This window comes from Halomonas sp. BC04, assembly GCF_000568385.1.
Genome location: NZ_AZQX01000066.1, coordinates 1 through 20,771, shown reverse-complemented (window position 1 = coordinate 20,771; position 20,771 = coordinate 1). Strand labels below are relative to the sequence as shown.

At 63.9% G+C, this 20,771-nt stretch carries 13 protein-coding genes and 4 pseudogenes; 2 read left to right on the top strand and 15 right to left on the bottom strand.

The window, feature by feature from the left end:
• Positions 1 to 1,425: a 23S rRNA (uracil(1939)-C(5))-methyltransferase gene (locus Q427_RS05005; protein WP_043511590.1), complete on the bottom strand. Its 1,425-nt coding sequence runs from the start codon at positions 1,423 to 1,425 to the stop codon at positions 1 to 3.
• 1 nt (position 1,426) lies between these two features.
• Positions 1,427 to 2,322 (bottom strand): annotated as a pseudogene (gene cysM / locus Q427_RS05000) (cysteine synthase CysM).
• A gap of 118 nt (positions 2,323 to 2,440) precedes the next feature.
• On the opposite strand from cysM, the gene Q427_RS04995 reads away from it, so the two are divergent.
• Entirely contained in the window at positions 2,441 to 5,164 is a 2,724-nt protein-coding gene (locus Q427_RS04995; protein ID WP_043511588.1) for an ATP-binding protein, read from the top strand.
• Positions 5,165 to 5,186: 22 nt separating this feature from the next.
• Here Q427_RS04995 and pdxJ read toward each other — a convergent pair whose 3' ends face one another.
• The 11 genes and pseudogenes from pdxJ to rpoE all read right to left on the bottom strand — a co-directional run bounded on the left by pdxJ (position 5,187) and on the right by rpoE (position 15,288).
• Positions 5,187 to 5,990, bottom strand: a complete 804-nt coding sequence (gene pdxJ / locus Q427_RS04990) for a pyridoxine 5'-phosphate synthase (RefSeq protein WP_043511586.1) — start codon at positions 5,988 to 5,990, stop codon at positions 5,187 to 5,189.
• Positions 5,991 to 6,020: 30 nt separating this feature from the next.
• Positions 6,021 to 6,721: pseudogene (recO, locus tag Q427_RS04985) on the bottom strand (DNA repair protein RecO).
• Positions 6,722 to 6,787: 66 nt separating this feature from the next.
• Positions 6,788 to 7,687: a GTPase Era gene (gene era, locus Q427_RS04980; protein ID WP_043511583.1), complete on the bottom strand. Its 900-nt coding sequence runs from the start codon at positions 7,685 to 7,687 to the stop codon at positions 6,788 to 6,790.
• Positions 7,684 to 8,376, bottom strand: coding sequence for a ribonuclease III (rnc, locus tag Q427_RS04975; protein WP_043511582.1), 693 nt, complete (start codon positions 8,374 to 8,376; stop codon positions 7,684 to 7,686). The genes era and rnc overlap by 4 nt, the downstream gene beginning before the upstream one ends.
• Positions 8,377 to 8,451: 75 nt before the next feature.
• Positions 8,452 to 9,255 carry a signal peptidase I gene (gene lepB / locus Q427_RS04970; RefSeq protein WP_043511580.1) on the bottom strand — a complete coding sequence of 268 codons (804 nt, stop codon included), beginning with the start codon at positions 9,253 to 9,255 and terminating at the stop codon, positions 8,452 to 8,454.
• Between the two features lie 14 nt (positions 9,256 to 9,269).
• Complete coding sequence (gene lepA, locus Q427_RS04965; protein ID WP_043511577.1) at positions 9,270 to 11,087, bottom strand: translation elongation factor 4; 1,818 nt, start codon at positions 11,085 to 11,087, stop codon at positions 9,270 to 9,272.
• A gap of 210 nt (positions 11,088 to 11,297) precedes the next feature.
• Positions 11,298 to 12,728, bottom strand: coding sequence for a DegQ family serine endoprotease (locus Q427_RS04960; RefSeq protein WP_043511575.1), 1,431 nt, complete (start codon positions 12,726 to 12,728; stop codon positions 11,298 to 11,300).
• 35 nt (positions 12,729 to 12,763) lie between these two features.
• Positions 12,764 to 12,913 carry a hypothetical protein gene (locus Q427_RS33330; RefSeq protein ID WP_231613423.1) on the bottom strand — a complete coding sequence of 50 codons (150 nt, stop codon included), beginning with the start codon at positions 12,911 to 12,913 and terminating at the stop codon, positions 12,764 to 12,766.
• A 58-nt stretch (positions 12,914 to 12,971) separates the two neighbouring features.
• Entirely contained in the window at positions 12,972 to 13,787 is an 816-nt protein-coding gene (locus Q427_RS04955) for a sigma-E factor regulatory protein RseB domain-containing protein (RefSeq protein WP_051496143.1), read from the bottom strand.
• Complete coding sequence (locus Q427_RS04950; protein ID WP_043511573.1) at positions 13,787 to 14,473, bottom strand: sigma-E factor negative regulatory protein; 687 nt, start codon at positions 14,471 to 14,473, stop codon at positions 13,787 to 13,789. Before Q427_RS04950 ends, Q427_RS04955 begins: the two co-directional genes overlap by 1 nt.
• 209 nt (positions 14,474 to 14,682) lie before the next feature.
• The gene (gene rpoE / locus Q427_RS04945) at positions 14,683 to 15,288 is read right to left on the bottom strand and encodes an RNA polymerase sigma factor RpoE (RefSeq protein ID WP_043511571.1); all 606 of its coding nucleotides are present in this window, start codon (positions 15,286 to 15,288) and stop codon (positions 14,683 to 14,685) included.
• Positions 15,289 to 15,589: 301 nt separating this feature from the next.
• Here rpoE and Q427_RS04940 point away from each other — a divergent pair.
• Positions 15,590 to 16,665, top strand: a pseudogene (locus Q427_RS04940) (3-deoxy-7-phosphoheptulonate synthase).
• 93 nt (positions 16,666 to 16,758) lie between these two features.
• Here the strand turns inward: Q427_RS04940 and dinG are convergent.
• Both dinG and rhlB read right to left on the bottom strand, forming a co-directional pair.
• Positions 16,759 to 18,907: pseudogene (gene dinG / locus Q427_RS04935) on the bottom strand (ATP-dependent DNA helicase DinG).
• A 219-nt stretch (positions 18,908 to 19,126) separates the two neighbouring features.
• Positions 19,127 to 20,401, bottom strand: a complete 1,275-nt coding sequence (gene rhlB / locus Q427_RS04930; protein ID WP_043511569.1) for an ATP-dependent RNA helicase RhlB — start codon at positions 20,399 to 20,401, stop codon at positions 19,127 to 19,129.
• Positions 20,402 to 20,771 lie beyond the last annotated feature (370 nt).

Genomic DNA, 20,771 nt, shown 5'->3' with positions numbered 1-20,771 from the left:
CTAGGCTCCTTGCGATGGTGGCTGCCGTTCGCAGTGCTCGAACAGCAGGATGGATTCCAGATGCGAGGTATGCACGAACATGTCGGCTACCGCCGCCCGGGTGATGCGATAACCACCATGCACGAGTCGTGCCGCATCCCGGGCCAGGGTGGCGGGGTCACAGGCCACATAGACCAGCCGGGCCACGGGACGTTCCACCAGGGCACGGCAGGCCGGTGCCGCACCATCACGGGGCGGATCGAGCACAACGGCATCGGGCTCGATGCCCTTCAACAGTGCGACGACCGCCTCCTCGCGGATCAGGTCTGCCTGCCGGGCGTCAACCGCCAGCCCGTTGCTCCTGGCGTTGTCGACCAACCGCTCGACCATGGCCGGGTTGCCCTCCACCGCAGTGACAGTGGCGCCGTCGGCCGCCAACGGCAGGCTGAAGTTGCCGACACCAGCGTAGAGGTCGAGCACCCGCTCGCCAGCCATGGGAGCCAGCCATTCCCGTGTCGTCGCCACCAGTTGCGCATTGACCGCCTCGTTGACCTGCAGGAAGTCGCCGGGACCGAAGCACAGCTTGAGATCTGCATCGCGGCCGGGCAGACGATAGGCCAAGTCGGGCGGGGCGCAAAGCCACTCGAATACAGGAGCATCACGCCCCCCCAGGTGTCCCACGGCCACCCCCTGCTCATGGGAAAACGCCTGCCAACGCTGGCGGTCGGCCTGATTGTCACGCAACTGACGAACCACCACGACGGCCGAATCATCGGCGGCGACCAGCTCCAGATGGCCGACCTGGCGCGGTGCGTCCAGACGGGCCAGCAAGTCGCGCAGCGGTACCAGCAACACCTCCAGGGCGGGTACCAGCACCAGGCAGCTCTCCACATCGACCAGGCGGCTGCCATGGTGGACGCGAAAGCCCAGGTGGACCCGGCCCTGTGCATCGACCTTCACCCCCAGCCGGGCACGGCGTCGATAGCCGGCTACAGCGTCTGCCAGCAGAGCCGGCGGCGTCGGAAGCGATATCCCCTCCCGGGCCAGCAGGTCGACCAGTACCGCCTGCTTGTGTCGGCGCTGGGCCGCCACGGAAAGATGCTGGAGGTCGCAGCCGCCGCACTGGGCATAGTGGGGACAGGGAGGGTCGACACGCTCGGGAGAGGCCTCGAGGAGTTCGCGGACATGGGCCTCATCGAACCGCTTGCGGGCACGATGGACCGCCACCTCGAGCCGCTCCCCGGGCAGCGCACCCTCGATGAACAGGGTCTTGCCGCTGGCCGAGCGCGCTACACCGCGACCATCGTGGGCCAGGCGCTGAACCGTGACTGCCGTCACTTCGGCGTCGGTGGTGGTGGTCCGTACGGATGGCTCGCTGGCCCGCCCCTGGAGGCCGGAGACACCCGAGCGTTGACGCGGCGGCCGGCGCTTGCCAAGCATCGCCACGTCAAGCTTCCGGGGCAAACAGGCCGGTGGAGAGATAGCGGTCGCCACGATCGCAGACGATGAAGGCGATCACCGCGTTCTCGACCTCCGCAGCGATACGCAGCGCACCCGCCAGGCGCCGCCGGAGGAAACACCGGCCAGGATGCCTTCCTCCCTGGCCAGCCGCCGCATGTGCTCCTCGGCCTCATGCTGGCCGATATCGAGCACCCGATCGACCCGGGAGGCATCGAAAATGCTCGGCAGGTACTCCTTGGGCCAGCGCCGGATCCCGGCAATACTGGCGCCATCCTCCGGCTGCAGGCCTATGATCTGGATAGCGGGGTTGCGCTCCTTCAGATAGCGCGATACCCCCATGATGGTTCCCGTCGTCCCCATGGAGCTGACAAAATGGGTGATCGTGCCGCCGGTCTGCTCCCAGAGTTCAGGACCGGTACCGAGATAATGCGCCAGCGGGTTGTCGGCATTGGCGAACTGGTTGAGCGGCTTGCCCTCGCCCCGGGCGATCATCGCCTCGGCCAGGTCACGCGCCGCTTCCATGCCGCCCTCCTTGCTGACGGTAATCAACTCGGCGCCGAAGGCCGCCATGGCCTGCTTGCGCTCGCTGGAGGCACTCTCCGGCATGATCAGCACCATCCTGTAGCCCTTGATGGCCGCCGCCATGGCCAGCGCGATACCGGTGTTGCCCGAGGTTGCCTCGACGAAAGTGTCTCCCGGGGTGATTTCGCCGCGTGCCTCCGCCTGAGAGAGCATCGACAACGCCGGGCGGTCCTTCACCGAGCCGGCGGGGTTGTTGCCCTCAAGCTTGGCCAGCAAGGTGTTGTTACGGCCCGCCGTGATCCGCGTGAGCCGCACCAGCGGCGTATTGCCGACGACGTCCTCGATGGTAGGAAAATGCATGTAACCGTCCTTATGGAAACGTCTTTTCATCATTATATCCGTGCCGCCTCTCACTGGACAGGCATCCCGGCCAGCTGTGGCATACTGCAACGAGATTTACCGTGATAAAGGATTACCGATGTCGCTCGGAAACCGCTTGACGCTCTGGTTACTGTGCCTCCCCCTGCTGGTGTCGATGGCCGTGGTAACGCTTGGCCTGTACCAGGAAACGGAATGGCGAAAGTCAGCACTGCGCGATCGCCTGGCCACCGCGGCAGAACTGCAGGCACCGACGCTCGCCCAGGCCATCACGGCCAATGAAGAGGCGCAGCTGGACAGCCTGGCCCATCGCCTGCTCGATATCGAGGAGGCCCGTGGCGTCGGCGTCTATACCGAAGCCGGCATGACGATGCTGGAGCTGGGCCGCAGCCGTGCCCAGGTCGCCATGGCACCACCCCAGGAGACCCAGCTCGATACCCGGGGGGATCTGTGGCGATTGCTGGTCCCCCTTGACCTGCCCGAGGGTAACGGTGTCGTTCAAGGCGTTGCCTGGCTCGAGATCGACATCGATTCACGCGCACTGACCCTGGACCACTACCGTCGCCTGGCCAGCGCCGGCCTGGGGCTACTCATACTCGGACTGCTGCTGTTCGTGCTGGCCTCCTCGCTGGGACGTCGCCTGGATAGCAACCTTAACGCTGCCACCGAGGCGCTGCGGCGCCTGCGCGGCGGCGACCTGCACACTCGGCTCGCCGAAGATGGCCCCCCGGAGCTGCGCCAACTCGCCCAGCAGGTCAATGCCCTGGGGGATGAGCTCGATCACTCCCGGGACAACATGCAGCGCCAGATCGAACAGACGACCGCCGACCTGCAGGAGTCGATGGAAACCATCGAAATCAAGAACATCGAACTTGACCTGGCCCACCGCCGCGCCCTGGAGGCCAACCGGGTCAAGTCGGAGTTCCTGGCCAGCATGAGCCACGAGATTCGCACGCCACTCAACGGTATCGTCGGCTTCTGCCGCCTGCTGGGCCGCTCGCGCCTCGAGCCCCGGCAGCGTGAATGGCTCGACCAGGTCCAGGTGGCTTGCGACAACCTGCTGGCCCTGGTCAATGACGTACTGGATTTCTCGCGTATCGAAGCCGGGCGCCTCGAACTCGACCGTGCAGAGGTGGATATGGTGTCACTGGTGGACGAGGCGCTGGGGCTTCAGGCACCGCTGGCCCACCAGAAGGGACTTCACCTTCTGGGCCTGGTCTATGACGACGTTCCCTCACCGCTTCGCGGCGACCCGCTGCGCATCCGCCAGGTACTGATCAACCTGGTACACAACGCCCTGAAGTTCACCGAACAGGGTGAAGTCATCGTGCGCGTCATGGTCGAGGACCAGTCGAACAAGGGTCAGGTGCTGTTGCGTGTCAGCATCAGCGACACCGGCATCGGGCTGACACCCCAGGAGCAGCACGACCTGTTCCAGGCATTCCGCCAGGCAACGGCAGGCCACTCCCGCCAGTATGGCGGCTCGGGGCTGGGCCTGGCCATCAGCCGGCAGCTGGTGGAGCAGATGGGGGGGCGAATCACCGTCGAGAGCGAGCCGACCAAGGGCTCGATCTTCGCCTTCAGCCTGCCGCTGGACATCATCGGTGGCATGGAGACGTTACCGGAACGAATACTCGACGGCGAACGCATCGCCCTGTATGAGCCTCACGCCCCCACCCGCCACGCGCTCAGTCATCTCCTCACCCGCTGGGGGGCACAGGTGGTCGAAGTGCCACACCCCACGGTGCAGGCGCCAACACCCGCGCTCATGGTGGCCGGATTGCCCACCGTACTGTCCGATGCCGTACTGGAGGAGTGGCAGAGCTGGCTGGACGCTTGCCCCTGCCCGGTTCTGCTGCTGGTCAACGCCACACCACTGGAATTACCGAAGCTCACGCTTCCCCGTGGCGGAGAGATTCTGTGCAAGCCCATCTCGCGCCAGGCACTGGCCGAAGGGCTGCGGCGCTGTGGTTCGCTGCGTGGCGAGGTGGTGGTGGCACCCAACCTGAATCGCCTGCTGGTCGTGGACGACAACGCCAGCAACCGACGCCTGCTGAAGGACATGCTGCAGCGGCCTGGCCTGTGGATCGAGGAAGCGGGAAGCGGTGAAGAGGCGCTGGCCCTGGCCGAAAGCGAGCGGTTCGATCTGGTGCTGATGGATATTCGCATGCCGGGAATGGACGGGGTCGAGACGACGCAGGCCCTGCGCCAGCTGGGCGGCTCCTGGTCACACTGCCCGGTGGTTGCCGTGACGGCACACGCCCTGGAGGATGATCGGCAGCAGTTGCTGGACAGCGGCCTTCAGGAGGTCCTGATCAAACCGGTGGATAGCCATGCCCTTGAACTCATCCTGCAGCGCCACCTGCGCATTACCGCACCTCCCAGACAGATGGCGCCGGAAGCCACGGAGCGGCAGGAGCAGAGCGAGGAGTTGGCCGTCGTTGACCTGGTGCTTGGCACCCGCCTGGCCAATGGCAGCGAATCCCTCGCCCTGGAACTCCTGCAGGAGCTTGCCGTTTCACTCCCCGCCAGTGCCAGGGAGCTACAGGCGGCCCTTTCCACCGATGACTCTGAGGCCCTGCTGGACACCGTGCACGCCCTGAACGGTGCCTGTCGCTACTGCGGGGCGCCGGAGCTGGCGCTGGTGGCGGAAACGCTGGAGACCCGGCTGCGCTCGAAGGGCATGACCGATGTCGAGCCGTTGATCGACGACCTGTTCCGGGCCATGGACCGTCTACGAGCCTGGCATGCCCAGCAGCAGAATCAGCCTTCCAGCGCAACCAACACCGATGTCAGCGAGGCCTCCTCGCTCAAGGGCAAGTGAAGCGATGTGTCGCCCGGTATAGTTATCCGGCTTCGCTGTCGTCCGGGTCGTCGTGATGATGGTCGTGCTCTTCCAGCGAGGCCACGAAGCCTGCCTCCTGGCCGGCGATGATCAGACGCTTCATGTCGACCACGGCCTCCTTGAGGCCCACGAAAAGGGCACGGGCAATGATGGCATGGCCGATATTGAGCTCATGCAGGCCGGGAATCGCGGCGATGGCCTCGACATTATGATAGTTCAGTCCGTGGCCGGCATTGACCACCAGTCCGAGATCGAGTGCCATCTCCACCGCCGCGGACAGCCGGGCATGCTCTCGGCGAGCCGCGCCACCGGCCAGCTCGGCATAGGTCCCCGTGTGCAGCTCGATGACCGGCGCCCCGGCCTTCACCGCGGCCTCGATCTGGCCGGGCTCGGGATCGATGAACAGCGAGACCTCGCAGCCTGCCGCCCCCAGCCGACGACACGCTTCGGCAATGGCCGGAAAACCGCCAACCACGTCGAGCCCGCCTTCTGTGGTCAGCTCTTCACGCTTCTCGGGCACCAGGCAGACATGGGCCGGGCGTATCTCCTCGGCCAGGGCGAGCATTTCTTCGGTGACCGCCATCTCCAGATTCATGCGCGTATTGAGCACCTCGGCCAGCAGGCGCACATCGCGGGGTTGTATATGCCGCCGATCCTCGCGCAGGTGCACGGTGATACCGTCGGCACCGGCCTCCTCGGCCTGCAGTGCCGCCTGAACCGGGTCAGGATAGCGGGTACCGCGAGCCTGGCGCAGGGTGGCGATATGATCGATATTGACGCCGAGCAGGATACGGGGGGGATGCATGATCTCTCTCCAAAGCCGATAGAACGGGGGTCAGTGTGGGCCGGTGCGGCGCCGCTGGGCAAGCTGGCGCATCAACTCGCGTGATCGCAGTGGCCTCGCGCCCAGCAGGGGCGCCAGTGCGGCGCGGGTGATGGCTTTGGCGGGGCCGGCAAGGCCGGGCTTGGTCCAGTCGCCGCCGGCAAGCAGCCTCAGGGTTCGGCCGTCGATACCGGGCTCGCCGGGGACGAAGGCGCGCGTGGCAAGATCGAAACGGTAGTGGCAGTGGGGATCGAGTTCGCGCCCATCGGGCTCGGTAAAGCGCGGGGCCGCATCCAGGGCCTCGAGCAGGGCGACCTCGAGGCGGCGCAGTGCCCCGGCACGCCCCTCTGGGCGTGGCAACGCCTCGAGCAGCGCCCCATAGAAGGCAAATACATCGGCTACCGGCAGCTCCACCGGTAGGGTGCGGGTCAAGAGTTCGTTGGCATAGAGCCCGCAGAGCAGCCCTTCGCCCACCAACAGTGCCGTCGAGCCACGGCTTTCCATCAGCCGCAGTCGCTTGAGCTCTCCATTCCCTACCCAGGTCAGGTGTAGCGGGGTGAAGGGTTGAAGCCGACCACGCGAGCGCGACCCCGGGCGCTGCACTCCCTGGGCCACCGCCCGCACGCGGCCGTGCTCGAGGGTCAGCAACTCGACCAGGCACTGGTTTCACGATAGGGACGCTTGTGCAGGAGGAAGGCTGGCTGTGGCTGCATGTCAGGCATCCGGCAGACACATTGACAGACACACCGGCCTCGCCGAGCGCAGACCGTGGGTCGCCATCAGTCGAGGTTGTAGCCAAGGCTCTTCAAGGCCCGCTCATCATCGGACCAGCCCCGCTTCACCTTGACCCAGAGGTTGAGCATCACCTTGGCGTCGAGGGCACGCTCCATGTCCAGGCGTGCCTCGCGACCGATGTTCTTGATGCGCTCACCGTTCTCGCCGATCAGAATCTTCTTCTGTCCCGAACGCTCCACCAGGATCAGGGCGCTGATATGCACCACGCGACCTTCGTCGCGAAACTCTTCTATCTCCACTGTCACCTGGTAGGGCAACTCGTCGCCCAGCTGGCGCATGATCTTTTCCCGCACCAGTTCGGCGGCAAGAAAGCGCTGGCTCTTGTTGGTGACCTGGTCCTCGGGAAAGTGGTGGACGCCTTCGGAAAGGTGCTTGGCCACCTCGGCTTCGAGCTCCGGCACATTGGTGCCGTGCTTGGCCGAAATGGGAATGATGGCGGCGAACTCTCGCCGAGCCCCCACCTCGCCAAGCCATGGCAGCAAGGTGCTCTTGTCCTCGAGCCGATCGACCTTGTTGACAGCCAGGATCACCGGGGCCTGAACATGCTCGAGACGCTGGAGCACGACCTGGTCCTCGTCGCTCCAGCGGGTACGGTCGATGATGAAGACCACACAGTCCACATCACGCAGAGCCTGGGTCGCAGCCTGGTTCATGAAACGGTTGATCGCCTTGTTGCGATCCTTCGCCATGATATGAATGCCCGGCGTATCGACGTAGATGAACTGTGCCTCACCTTCCGTCTTGATACCCATGACCTGGTGACGCGTGGTCTGTGGACGCCGCGAAGTGATCGATATCTTCTGGCCGAGAATTCGGTTCATCAAGGTGGACTTGCCCACATTGGGACGCCCCACGATGGCGACAAAGCCGCACGTCTGGCTCATTTGCTACGCCCTCCTAGGGTCTCGAGCTTGGAAAGCGCCATCTCAGCCGCTTGCTGTTCGGCATGCCGCCGACTGGCCCCTATGCCGAGGGTGTGCTCATCCAGCAGTCCGATGTGACACTCCACGGTAAAGGTCTGGTCATGCGCCTCCCCTTCCACCGACACCACCTCATAGCGAGGCAGGGGCACCTGTCGCGACTGGAGGAACTCCTGGAGTCGGGTCTTGGGGTCCTTCTGGGTATCCTGCAGGTCGATGGCTTCCAGGCGCTCGGCGTACCAGGCCAGGACACGGGTTCTCGCCACATCCATTCCGGCGTCAAGGTAGATGGCGCCGAGCACCGCCTCGACGGCATCGGCGAGTATGGAATCACGGCGGTGGCCGCCGCTCTTCATTTCGCCAGAGCCGAGGCGCAGGCACTCGCCGAAGGACATCTCTCTCGCCAGCTCGGCCAGTGTCTGGCCACGCACCAGCCGGGCACGCAGTCGTGACAGCTGGCCTTCCCGTGCCTGGGGGAAGCGTTGGTAGAGCGCTTCGGCGATCACGAAGTTGACGATGGAGTCACCGAGGAACTCGAGTCGTTCGTTGTTCTGCCCGCCGAAGCTGCGATGGGTCATGGCCAGCTCCAACAGGGTGTGATCCCCGAAGGTGTGGCCGATGCGTCGGCTGAAGGCGTTGAGGGAGTTGCTCACGAAGCTCCTGCTATCTACAAAGAAACGGACTGTCCAGAGACAAGAATAAGAACCATCGCCGAGAGACCTCGAGGGTCAATGGATGCGGCGAACGTTGGAGAAACTGGGCAGACCACCATCCCACTGCATCCAGACAGCAAAGGCACGCCCGACGATGTTCTCTTCGGGTACGAACCCCCAGTAGCGGCTATCGTTGGAGTGGTCGCGATTGTCGCCCATGGTGAAGAAGTGCCCTTCCGGCACTACCAGTTCACGCACTCGCGGCCCCGGGTCACGGGGATTATTGTAGATCCGGTGGCTGATTTCGCCCAATTGCTCCTCCAGCAGCCACTCTTGCGGTGCTTCTACCGGGCCCTCTTCGATCAGGCGCTTGGGTACCGGTTCGCCATTGACGTAGAGCTGCTTGTCCTCGTAGCGCACGGTATCGCCCGGCAGTCCCACCACGCGCTTGATGAAGTTCACCGAGGGCTCGTTGGGAAAACGAAAGACCATGACGTCACCGCGCTGGGGATCGCCCATTTCGACGAAACGGGTATGAGTCACCGGCAGACGCAGGCCATAGGCATACTTGTTCACCAGGATGAAGTCGCCGACTTCCAGGGTGGGGCGCATGGAACCGGAAGGAATCTGGAAGGGTTCGACCAGAAAGCTGCGCAGCAGCAATACCACCAGCAGGACCGGAAAGAAGGAGCGTGCGTAATCGACCGGCCAGGGCTCCTTGAGCACCTTGGCACGTGTCGCTTCGTCGAGCCCTTCGGTCGTTTCGGCTTCAGCAGTGGCCAGGTTCCGGCGTCGCCCCGGGCGCAGCAAGATCAGGTCGAGCAGCCATATCAGACCGGTGACTGCCACCGCAATCACCAGCAGAAGTGAGAAATCCATAGTATCGTCGGTCCCTAGTCATTCACCTTGAGTACGGCCAGGAAAGCATCCTGGGGAATTTCCACCCGACCGACCTGTTTCATGCGCTTCTTGCCCGCCTTCTGCTTCTCCAGCAGCTTCTTCTTGCGCGAGACGTCGCCGCCATAGCACTTGGCCGTCACATTCTTGCGCAGCGCCTTGACGGTGGAGCGCGCCACTACCTGGCCACCGATGGCGGCCTGGATCGCCACGTCGAACATCTGGCGGGGAATCAGCTCCTTCATCTTCTCCACCAGCAACCGCCCGCGCCCATGGGCATGGTCGCGGTGGATGATGACGGCCAGGGCATCGACCTTGTCGCCGTTGATCAATACGTCCAGGCGCACCAGCTTGGCCGCCTGGAAGCGTTCGAAGCCGTAATCCAGCGAGGCATAGCCCTTGGAGATGGATTTTAATCGATCGAAGAAGTCCATCACCACCTCGCTCATGGGCAGCTCATAGACCAGTTGGATCTGGCTGCCCAGGAACTGCATATCGCGCTGGGTGCCACGGCGGTTCTCGCACTCCATGATCACGTTGCCGACGAACTCCTGGGGCACAAGGATGCTGGCACGCACGATGGGCTCACGCATCTCCTCGACATCGGCCATGTCCGGCAGCTTGGAGGGGTTGGAAACGTACTTGACGTCGCCATTCTTCATCGCCAGCTCGTAGACCACGGTGGGCGCCGTGGTGAGCAGGTCCAGGTTGTATTCACGCTCGAGGCGCTCCTGGACGATCTCCATGTGCAGGGTGCCGAGGAAGCCGACACGGAAACCGAAGCCCAGGGCATCAGAATTCTCGGGCTCGTACTCCAGCGAGGCATCGTTGAGCGCGAGCTTCTCCAGCGCGTCGCGGAAGTCCTCGTAGTCGTCGGCGCCAACCGGGAACATGCCGGCATAGACCTGGGGCTTGACCTTCTGGAAGCCCGGGAGGCGCTCCACGTCCGGGGTCTTGGCATGGGTGATGGTATCCCCCACCGGCGCACCCTGGATCTCCTTGATCCCGGCCACCACGAAGCCCACCTCGCCGGCACGCAGGATGCCGGTCTCCTTGCGCGACGGGGTGAAGATTCCCACCTCATTGGCCTGCCAGTCACGACCGGTGGACTTGATGCGGATCTTCTGGCCCTTCTTGAGAGTGCCGTCGAAGACACGAACCAGCGAGACGACGCCCAGGTAGTTGTCGAACCAGGAATCGATGATCAGCGCCTGGAGCGGTGCTTCCCGGTCGCCCTTGGGTGGTGGAATGTCACGCACCAGGCGCTCGAGCAGCGCATCGATGCCCAGGCCACTCTTGGCAGAGACCTGGCAGGCATCGGTGGCATCCAGGCCGATGATCTCCTCGATCTCATGGGCCACCTTGTCGGGATCGGCCTGGGGCAGATCCATCTTGTTGAGCACCGGCAGCACCTCGAGACCCTGCTCGATGGCGGTATAGCAGTTGGCCACCGACTGCGCCTCGACGCCCTGGGCCGCATCGACCACCAGCAGTGCGCCTTCACAGGCATAGAGCGAGCGCGAGACCTCGTAGGAGAAGTCCACGTGGCCCGGGGTGTCGATGAAGTTCAGCTGATAGGTGTGGCCATCGTCAGCCTGGTAATCCAGCGTCACCGACTGGGCCTTGATGGTGATACCCCGCTCACGCTCGAGGTCCATCGAATCGAGCACCTGCTCCTTGAGCTCACGCTCGGTGAGCCCCCCGCAGCTCTGGATCAGGCGATCTGCCAGGGTCGACTTGCCATGATCGATGTGGGCAATAATCGAGAAATTCCGAATATACTTAAGCTTTTCGTTGCTTGCGTCGTTGCTCATCTAGCCCAATCCGGTGTTCGTCACGTGCCCAGAGGCGGCCGGTTCGTCCGCGACCCGTTCACGTCGAATGAATTCAATGGCGGGTATTGTACCGGCATGGCGGGGGGTTGGACAGCGAAGCCGTGGACCACTGCCGGGAACGAAGGCGCCCCCCATCGGGAGATGAGAGGCGCCTCGAGGGTACACGCGTTCGAGGGTGCCGCTGGCGTATCAGTCCTGGCCCAGCCTCAGGGCGACAAACAGGGAGCGCCCTTCGCGATAGAGTCGTACCGGTACGGCACGGTCCGTCGGAAGATTCTCGACCAGTTCCAGCAGCTGCGAGCCACTCTCCACGGTGTGATGATCGATACTGACGATGACATCGCCGCGGCGAATCCCGGCCCGGGCCGCTGCCCCCTGGGGCTCGACCTCACGCACCATGACACCGGCCTCGATCCCCAGGCGCTCGCGCTCGGCATCATCGAGCTCACTGACCGCGATCCCCAGCCGTGCCTGGGCACTGCGATCGTCACGGGCGTCGGCACGCGGGTCATCGCTGTCCGGCCAGTCGCCGATGGTCACGGTGATCTGCTCACGCTGGCCGTCACGCATGATGGTCAGCTCCGCCTCGCTGCCAGGCGAGACGCGACCGATCAGCCGCGGCAGGTTGCGCGAGCGCTCGACCTCCTCGCCGTCGACCTCGAGAATGATATCACCTGCCCGAACGCCGCCCTCGGCCGCCGGCCCTTCCGGATCCAGGTCGGCGATCAGCGCGCCACTGGCACTCTCCATGCCGAACGACTCGGCCAGATCTCGCGAGACCGGCTGGATCATCACCCCGAGCCAGCCACGGCTTACACGCCCGTCGTCACGCAGCTGGCTGGCCACATCCATGGCCACGTTGATGGGTATCGCAAAGGAGAGGCCCATGAAGCCGCCGCTGCGGGTGAATATCTGGGCATTGATACCTATCACTTCACCGTCGAGGTTGAAGAGCGGACCGCCCGAGTTGCCTGGGTTGATGGCAACATCGGTCTGGATGAAGGGGACGTAGGCATCCCGCGGCAGGGTGCGGTTGATCGCACTGATGATGCCGGCAGTCACCGAGTGGTCGAAGCCGAAGGGCGAACCGATAGCGGCCACCCACTCGCCCACCCTGAGCGTATCGGAATCTCCGGTGGGCAGTGCCGGAAGGTCCTCGGCATCCACCTTGAGCACCGCAACATCGGTCTGCGGGTCGGAGCCGATCAGCTCGGCCTCCATTTCACGGCGATCAGCCAGCCGGACCAGTATCTCATCGGCCCCCTCGACCACATGGGCATTGGTGAGGATGTAGCCATCCGAGCTGATGATAAAGCCGGAGCCCAGCGACTGGCGCTCCTGCTCCTGCCCGGGACTGCGACCTGGCGGTCCACCGGGGTCTCCCGGGAAGCGATCACCAAAGAAGTGGCGGAAGATATCCGGGATGTCCTGTCCACCGAAGCCCTCGAATGCTGGAGCACGCTCCACCGTTCGCGTGGTGGAAATATTGACCACCCCCGGTGCGGCCTGTTCGACCAGGCTGGCAAAGTCGGGAAGGTCGCGGGCATGGGCCGCCTGCCAGGGGAGCAGCAGGGCCAACAGAAGCGCCCACAGCGGAAAAGATCGGGTCATTGGTCTCATGAAAAACTCCTGCGTCATTGCGTACGTTTCACATGTCAGCTGTTGTTATCCGCCTTTTCCCAGTCAATCATCACTGGTGGCATCCTCCCAGACCAGGCTATCAGCCACCTGGCCAGCACGCGGGGCGGCAACTCCCCCATCACCACCACCTGCATGGGCTGCTCACCCACTGTCAGATGGCGCACCACAGCAAGCGAGATACCCAATCGATGAAGGCCGGGGATGAGCCGCTCCCGCCCCTCCTCAATCGCTTCGACGAACAGGCTCAGGTAGAAAGGCCGTCGCTATAGATGCGGTGCCCCACTTCCTCGCCATGACGCTCGCTACGCGTATCCACCGGCTGGCCGACGAACCCTTCCGGTAGCCATTCGGGACGCCAGGGCTGCTGGGAGGTGAGCGAAGCTCATCGAGAAAGACGCTACCGTCATGGAGCTGCGGCGTCTGGAGTTCGGTAATCTGGAAGGTTTCGACCACTCGACCGCGATCGTCGAGGAGTTCGCGCTTCAAGGGGAGTGCTGTGGTGGAGTCGAGCCACACTCGCTGACCGAAACGCAGCCCGTCGAGAGGCTCGATGTCCAGGCGAACGGCGGGGCGATTGGCGATCCGCTCGCCGCTTCCCAAGCCAAGCCGATAGAACTGGTCGAGATGCCTGGCCACCCCGGCCGGCGAGGCAGGGGCTTCTTCCTCGCCATCGGCCCAGCCCAGCCGTCCGATGCGCCCACGGCGCTCGAAGAAGACCTGCGGACCGTCGAGGAAGCGCGCCACTTCCCGTTCGACGCCGTCCTGAATATCGTGGGAGAGCGCCAGTGTCCTGACACCATCGATGCCGATACGCACCGCCCGTGCCTGGAAGATATAGCAGTGGTTGGCCCACAGGCTACGTTCATACCAGTCGATGGCCGACTCCGGCGCATCCCAGTCGGATAGCTGACGACAATCGAACTGCTCGTTTGCTGTCTCGCCACTTGCCGGCGTGTCGGCGGCCAGTGGCAGCGAAACGATCAGGCCACCGATGCCGCAGAGTACCGCCAGGCGAAACAAGGTACGCCCGGCCCTCATCAGCGCTGCCCCAGCGTCTCGCTACCGGAAGCGCGCAGTAGCGGCATCCAGACATCACCGCTGCGGTAGGCGGCACCTTCTGAGTGTCGATCGAGGTAGGACTGCAACAGCCTTGCCTGCTCCTGGTCGGAACTCGCGGGCTGCCGGGATTGCGGAGACAGGAAAAGGGGATTGTCGAAACTGGCTCCCACGGGCATCACCCCCGCCTGACCACCGGAGGCTGCCGGCGAAAACAGGGGCGCGCCCTGGCCCCCTGCCTGACTCGCGAGGCTGCGCTGCGGTTGCTCCGAATTGGCACGGGTTTCGGTTCCGGCCACCGGCGCATCACCGGTGCTGGCAAAGTCGCTGCCGTTATAGAACTGCACCCCGGTAATTACCATCAGCGAAACGGCAGCGGCAATTCCGGCACCGCGAGCCAGGGAGGGAGAACGCCGTGTCACCGAGGGCGTAGATTCCAGGGCCGGTACCGGCTCGGCTTCAATGCGGGCCATGATACCCGCCGAAAGATCCTTGCTGACATCGATGTCATGATCCCGGCGCATCAGGCTACGCATCAGGTGATAGCGTCGCCAGGCATCAGCCGCATCGGGGTCGTCCTCCAGGGACTTCAGCGCCCGACGTAGCTCGAGATCATCACCTTCGTTGTCCATCAGGGCAGAAAGCGATTCCCGTGCGTTCTGACTCATTCTCACACCCCCAAACTGTCAAGGCACCCTGCCTTGCGTTCAATGATATTCGGCATTTTCCGTCACACCGTACCGGAAATACCGACTGGCCCACGTACCCGTGAAAGCGTTGTAACGTAACAATCACTGCATCTGACGCCAGCGGCGCCAGACAGTTCAGCGCCAGCGCAAAATCCTTCGAATTTTCTCACTCGGCTTTCACTCAGCTCTCACTCGATCATCGACTCCCGGGTCCGCGCGGTGGTCACGAAAGGCTGGATATGCTGGTCCACCGCCTCGCGGGCACGAAAGATACGCGATCGCACCGTCCCGACCGGGCACTGCATGATATGGGCAATGTCCTCATAGGAGAGCCCGTCCAGCTCCCGCAGGGTAATCGCCGTACGCAGGTCTTCGGGAAGGTTCTCGATGGCTTCGAAGACCGCGGACTCGAGCTGGTCCCGCGCCAGGGAGGCCTCCGGCGTCTCGATATCGGCAAGGCGCCCGCTGTGGTCGAGAATCTCGGCATCGACGATATCGAGGTCGCTGCCCGGCGGGCGGCGCCCCTTGGAAACCAGATGATTCTTGGCAGTATTGATGGCAATCCGATACATCCAGGTATAGAAGGCGCTCTCGGCACGAAACTTGCCAAGTGCCCGGTACGCCTTGATGAAGGCTTCCTGAGCCACATCCTGCACTTCACTGTGATCCTGGACGTAGCGTCCGATCAGCCCGATGATCTTGTGCTGATACTTCCTTACCAGCAGGTCGAACGCACGTGTATCGCCCTGCTGGGCGCGTTCCACGAGTTGTTGGTCGGTCTCTCGGCTGCCCATTCACGCCCCCCCCGACCGGGAGAGAGCCTGCTGACTGACGGATAAACGTAATATCGTGATGGATTCTGCATGCATGGTGTAAACCTGGTGCCTGTTGGCAGCTGAGTGTCCCTGGAATGTTGCCCCATCCAAACGGCAAGTGTTCCTGTTTATTGGCCGCGCATCAAGCCGGCTGCCATGCGCCGGCTTTCAGACAGTCCCCGTGACCCAGGGTTCCTGCCACAATTGCTATTTTCCCTCTCCGCGGGTGTATAGTAGATCATCCTCCCAGCCTTCAACGCATCACGATACAGGTAGCGAAATGTCAGATCAGCAGGTCAGCAACCTCAACGTTCTTTCCCAGGACGTTCTGATCACCCCCGAAGCCCTCAAGAATGAAATACCGCTCGGCGAAATCGCCGAAAGAACGGTCATCGAGGGGCGCCGGACCATCCAGAACATTCTCGATGGCACCGATCCCAGGCTGCTGGTGGTGATCGGGCCCTGCTCCATCCACGACGTCGATGCCGCCCTCGATTATGCACGCCGCCTGCGCCGCCTGGCCGACGAGGTGAAGGACAGCCTCTACGTGGTGATGCGGGTCTACTTCGAGAAGCCCCGCACCACCGTCGGCTGGAAGGGCTTGATCAACGACCCGCACCTCAATGGTTCATTCGAGATCGAGGAAGGGCTGCATATCGCTCGCCGGTTGCTGGTCGAGCTCTCCGAGATAGGCCTGCCACTGGCCACCGAGGCACTCGATCCCATTTCCCCCCAGTACCTGCAGGACTGCATCAGCTGGTCGGCGATCGGCGCACGCACCACCGAATCCCAGACCCACCGGGAGATGTCCTCCGGCCTGTCAAGCCCGGTCGGGTTCAAGAACGGCACCGACGGCAGCCTTGACGTGGCCGTCAATGCCCTGCAGTCAGTGGCGCATCCTCACAATTTCCTGGGCATCAACCAGAGCGGCCAAGTGTCGATCATCCGCACCCGCGGCAACGCCTATGCCCACGTGGTGCTGCGCGGCGGCAACGGCAAGCCCAACTACGACAGCGTCAGCGTCGCGCTGGCCGAGCAGGAGTTGCGCAAGGCCGGCATCAAGCCCAACATCATGATCGACTGCTCCCACGCCAACTCCAACAAGGACCCGGCGCTGCAGCCATTGGTCATGGAGAACGTCACCAATCAGATCCTGGAGGCAACCGCTCGATCATGGGCCTGATGGTGGAGTCCCACATCGGCTGGGGCAGCCAGAAGATTCTCGACGATCGCAGCCAGATGCAGTATGGCGTCTCGGTCACCGACGCCTGTATCGACTGGGACACCACCGAGGAGGCCATGAACCGCATGGCGACGAAACTTAAGCCGGTCCTCGCTTCCCGGGATGACACCTGACCCCAGTCGTGACTCGCCAATGCCAGCAGGCCCGCCTCCCACGGCGGGCCTGCTGCATGAGGGCCTCACTTGTCTTCTCTCGTACCTGCCCTGTCACACGCCTTCTGTCACGCCGTCGATCTCGCGCACGAAAGGCGGTAGCGCATCGAGCAACGCCCTTCCGTAACGGCGCGTCAGCACCCGGCGATCCAGCAGGGTGATGCGTCCCTGGTCGGCCTCCTTGCGAATCAACCGCCCGCAGGCCTGCACCAGCTTGATCGAGGCATCGGGAACGCTGATGCGCATGAAGGGGTTGCCGCCCTGGCTCTCGATCCACTCCGCCAGGGTCGCGCCGACCGGGTCGTCGGGTACGGCAAACGGCAGCCGGGTGATCACCACGTGTGTCAGGTAGTCGCCGGGCAGATCGATGCCTTCGGCAAAGCTCGCCAGACCGAAGATGATACTGCCCTTGCCGGCGTCCACCCGGGCCCGATGCCGCTCGATCAATTCACGCTTGGGCAGCCGGTCCTGAGCCAGCACCCGCTCCCGCTGTGCCGGGAGCAAGGCCTTCTCGACGGCGCGCAGCTGCGCCCGCGACGAGAACAGCATCAACACCGCCTCCTCGGCACCAAGGTCGCCGACGAAATCGATGATGGCCCGCTCGTGCCCTTCGCGGTCCGCCGGGTCCACCGCCTCGAGAGGAACACTGAGTACCGCCCGCGAATAGTCGAACGGGCTCGGCAAGCGCTGGTAGCGATAGCGGTTGGCCAGGCCGGCTCGCTCCTGCAGCCGCTCGAACCGTCCCAGCGCAGTGAGTGTCGCCGAGGTCACCACGGCGCCGTAGCAGCTCCCCCATAGCGTCCTGGCCAGGGTGGGCGCGGCCGAGACGGGGCTGGCCGAGAAGATGAGCTCCGGGTCGCCGCCGAAGCGCTCCAGGGTCATCCAGCGGGCTTGCGGCGCCTCGCCTCCGGTATCGACTACGGAGTAGGCCTGCCACAACCCATGGGCCTCCAGTACGCGGCCGTGAAGCAGTGCCATCAGCGGCAGCCAGGCCTCGGCCTGTTCTCGGGCAAGGCCCGTGTGCTTGTCCGGGTCGAGACTCTCTCGCAGGATGTCGCTCAGGGTCTCCAGGGTCCGTGCCAGCTCGGCGAAGGCGGTCACCAGGGTGCCAGCGTGTTCGCGCAGCCCATCGGGCACCCGCCCCATTTCGAAGCGATGCTGAAGAGTCTCCTCGCCGTCAGCCAGCCCATGGGGGCGGCCGGCAAGCTGGTGCCCCAGGGAGAAGGCCTCCCCCCAGGCGGGGCTCCAGCGCGGCAATGGCTTCCGGCAGCGTGCCCAGCAGCCTGGCCACGGTGGGCTGAATGGCCAGGGCCTGATTGAGCTCGGTGAGCGACTTCTTCAGGCTGCCAAGCCAGCGCAGCGAACTACCCACGCCGACACGATGGGCGAAGTGGTTGAGCGCCTTGTCCGGCAGATGATGGCCCTCGTCGAAGACATAGATGCAGTCGCCGGGAGGTGGCAGCACGACACCTCCACCCAGAGACAGGTCGGCCAGCACCAGGTCGTGGTTGGCTACGACGACATCGGCCGTCTCCAGATCCCGGCGCGCACGGAAGAAGGCGCAGGCGGCGAAGTGGCCGCAGCGCCGGTTCGTGCACTGCCGGTGATCGATGGTCAGGCGACGCCAGTCGGCGTCATCGATCGATTCGGACCAGCTCTCGCGGTCGCCCTCCCAGCTGCCACTGCCGTACGCCTCAGCCATGTCGCGGACCAGGGCCTGGAAATTGTCGCCGGACTCCTGAACCAGGCTCTGCTCGAACATCGACAGGGTGGGGTTGCCGGTCACGCCATCCAGTTCCTGCTCGAGGCGCGCCACGCACAGGTAGCGACCACGCCCCTTGGCCAAGGCGTAGTGGAAATCCAGGCCGCTGTGGGCCTTGAGGGCGGGAAGATCCTGATGCAGAACCTGCTCCTGCAGCGCCACGGTGGCGGTGGCAATGACCAGACGCTTGCCGCGGGCCTTGGCCACCGGCAACGCCGCCAGCAGGTAGGCCAGGGTCTTGCCGGTGCCGGTGCCGGCCTCCAGCACGCAGACATGCTCATCGGAGGTACGCTTGCCCGACTCGTCGGCCTCGATGCCGCTCAGGGTGCGAGCGATCTCGGCAATCATCAGCCGCTGGCCGTAGCGTGGCGTCAGGCCCTGGGCCTCGAGCACGCGACGGTAGGCAGTCTGTATCTCGCCCTTCAGGGCCTCATCCAGCATGGCCGCACTCTATCTAAAGAACTTGAGGGGAATGACTTGAGCGTATCGACCCTTCAGCTACTGCCTGGGGGGGGGCGTCTGCCGGCGGGGCTTCGGCGCCGTCGACAGGTTTCCGAGGAGGCGCTGTGAACCCTTCCTTGGGCGCTACTTTTGCCATCCCTGGCAAAAGACCTCCTCTTCAACCTGTCCCCAGCTCCCTCGCGGCGAGGGCATCAGGCGTTACAGCAGCCCCTCGGGCGGATGCTCGCAGGGCAGCTTGCCGTTGATATAGCGCTCGATCTCGGGCAGCGAGAAGGCATCCTCTTCGCCGACGAAGCTGATCGATACCCCGGTGGCGCCGGCGCGACCGGTACGGCCGATACGGTGCACATAGTCTTCCGGATCTTCCGGCAGGGTGTAGTTGATCACATGGCTGACATCCTCGATATGGATGCCGCGGCCCGCCACGTCGGTGGCTACCAGCACCTGGATTTCCCCTTCCCGGAAAGACTCCAGCGTCTTGATGCGTTGATTCTGGGGCACATCACCGGAGAGCATCGCCGCATTGATGCCTGCTTTCCTGAGCAGCTCATCGAGCTTGCGCACCAGATCACGACGGTTGCCGAATACCATCACCCGGTCGAAGCTCTCCTGGCGCAGCAGGTTGACCAGAAGACGCTGCTTGTCATCGTCGCTGACCATGTAGACCCGCTGATCGATGTTGGCGGCGTTCTCCACCGTCACCTCGATCTCGACGTGAGCCGGTTCATGGGTCCACTGGCTGGCCAGATTGAGGATGTCCTGGGAGAAGGTGGCGGAGAACAGGAATGTCTGGCGCTCCTCCTTCTTCGGCGTATGCCGGATGATGCGCTTGACGTCGGGAATGAAGCCCATGGACAGCATGCGGTCCGCCTCGTCGAGCACCAGCACCTCGACCTGGGTCAGGTCAACGTCGCGCTTCTCGTGGAAGTCCAGCAGCCGGCCAGGCGTCGCCACCAGGATATCCACCTTGCGCCCCAGGGCGTCGCGCTGCTTCTGGTAGTCCATGCCGCCAACCACGCTGGCCACGTTGAGTGACGTGAAGCGCGCCAGGGCCTTGGCGTCCTTCTCGATCTGCAGTGCCAGCTCGCGGGTCGGTGCTACGATCAGAGCACGCGGCGCACCGACTTTCTGTGCGTTCGGCTCTTCCTCCTCGAGGAAGTAGGCCAGGATCGAGATCAGGAAGGCCGCGGTCTTGCCGGTGCCGGTCTGAGCCTTTCCGACAATGTCACCACCCAGCAGGGTCTGGCTGAGCGCCTCTGCCTGGATCGGGGTACAGTATTCGAACCCCAGGGCATGAATGGCTCGCATCAGCGGCAACGGCAGATCGAAGTCGTGAAAGCGCCACTTGCCCGCCTCGACAGGCACCTGGAACTGGCGAAGATCCCAGTTCGATTGGCGGCGGCGCGGCTTGCGACGACGACGTTTGGGCTTGCGGTTCTCGGCCGGTGCTGTGGTCTGTTCCGACTCGCTCATAGGCTATATGTCTTGTCCGTAGCAATGGATGAAGGAAACACTGCACGAATGCCTGCGCAAGCGAATCGCTATGTTGCGCTTCAACTCGCTCGTCGATTCTTTCAGCGTTTCCCGAACTTCGTACAGCCGCATATTGTACCAGCCTATGGCGATGAGGGCGCGCCTGGTGCAATGGACTGATAGAATAACGGTCTAAGTCCCCCTTCGACACCCAATGGAGCCCGGCCCGATGACACGCCGCAAGAAGACCCGCTCGCTGGCCGACAAGGTGACTATCCGCACCGGCAAGCGCAAGGATTTCAAGAAGTGGCGCCACGAGAATCCCGATCAGGTGACCTCGTCGCGCCGTTTCACCCAGAAGAAGCGCCAG

Excerpts from the sequence above, each read along its gene's own strand:
- Q427_RS04995 (WP_043511588.1), top strand. The coding sequence starts at position 2,441 with ATGTCGCTCGGAAACCGCTTGACGCTCTGGTTACTGTGCCTCCCCCTG.
- pdxJ (WP_043511586.1), bottom strand. The coding sequence starts at position 5,990 with ATGCATCCCCCCCGTATCCTGCTCGGCGTCAATATCGATCATATCGCC.
- era (WP_043511583.1), bottom strand. The coding sequence starts at position 7,687 with ATGAGCCAGACGTGCGGCTTTGTCGCCATCGTGGGGCGTCCCAATGTG.
- lepB (WP_043511580.1), bottom strand. The coding sequence starts at position 9,255 with ATGGATTTCTCACTTCTGCTGGTGATTGCGGTGGCAGTCACCGGTCTG.
- lepA (WP_043511577.1), bottom strand. The coding sequence starts at position 11,087 with ATGAGCAACGACGCAAGCAACGAAAAGCTTAAGTATATTCGGAATTTC.
- Q427_RS04960 (WP_043511575.1), bottom strand. The coding sequence starts at position 12,728 with ATGAGACCAATGACCCGATCTTTTCCGCTGTGGGCGCTTCTGTTGGCC.
- Q427_RS04955 (WP_051496143.1), bottom strand. The coding sequence starts at position 13,787 with ATGAGGGCCGGGCGTACCTTGTTTCGCCTGGCGGTACTCTGCGGCATC.
- Q427_RS04950 (WP_043511573.1), bottom strand. The coding sequence starts at position 14,473 with ATGAGTCAGAACGCACGGGAATCGCTTTCTGCCCTGATGGACAACGAA.
- rpoE (WP_043511571.1), bottom strand. The coding sequence starts at position 15,288 with ATGGGCAGCCGAGAGACCGACCAACAACTCGTGGAACGCGCCCAGCAG.
- rhlB (WP_043511569.1), bottom strand. The coding sequence starts at position 20,401 with ATGAGCGAGTCGGAACAGACCACAGCACCGGCCGAGAACCGCAAGCCC.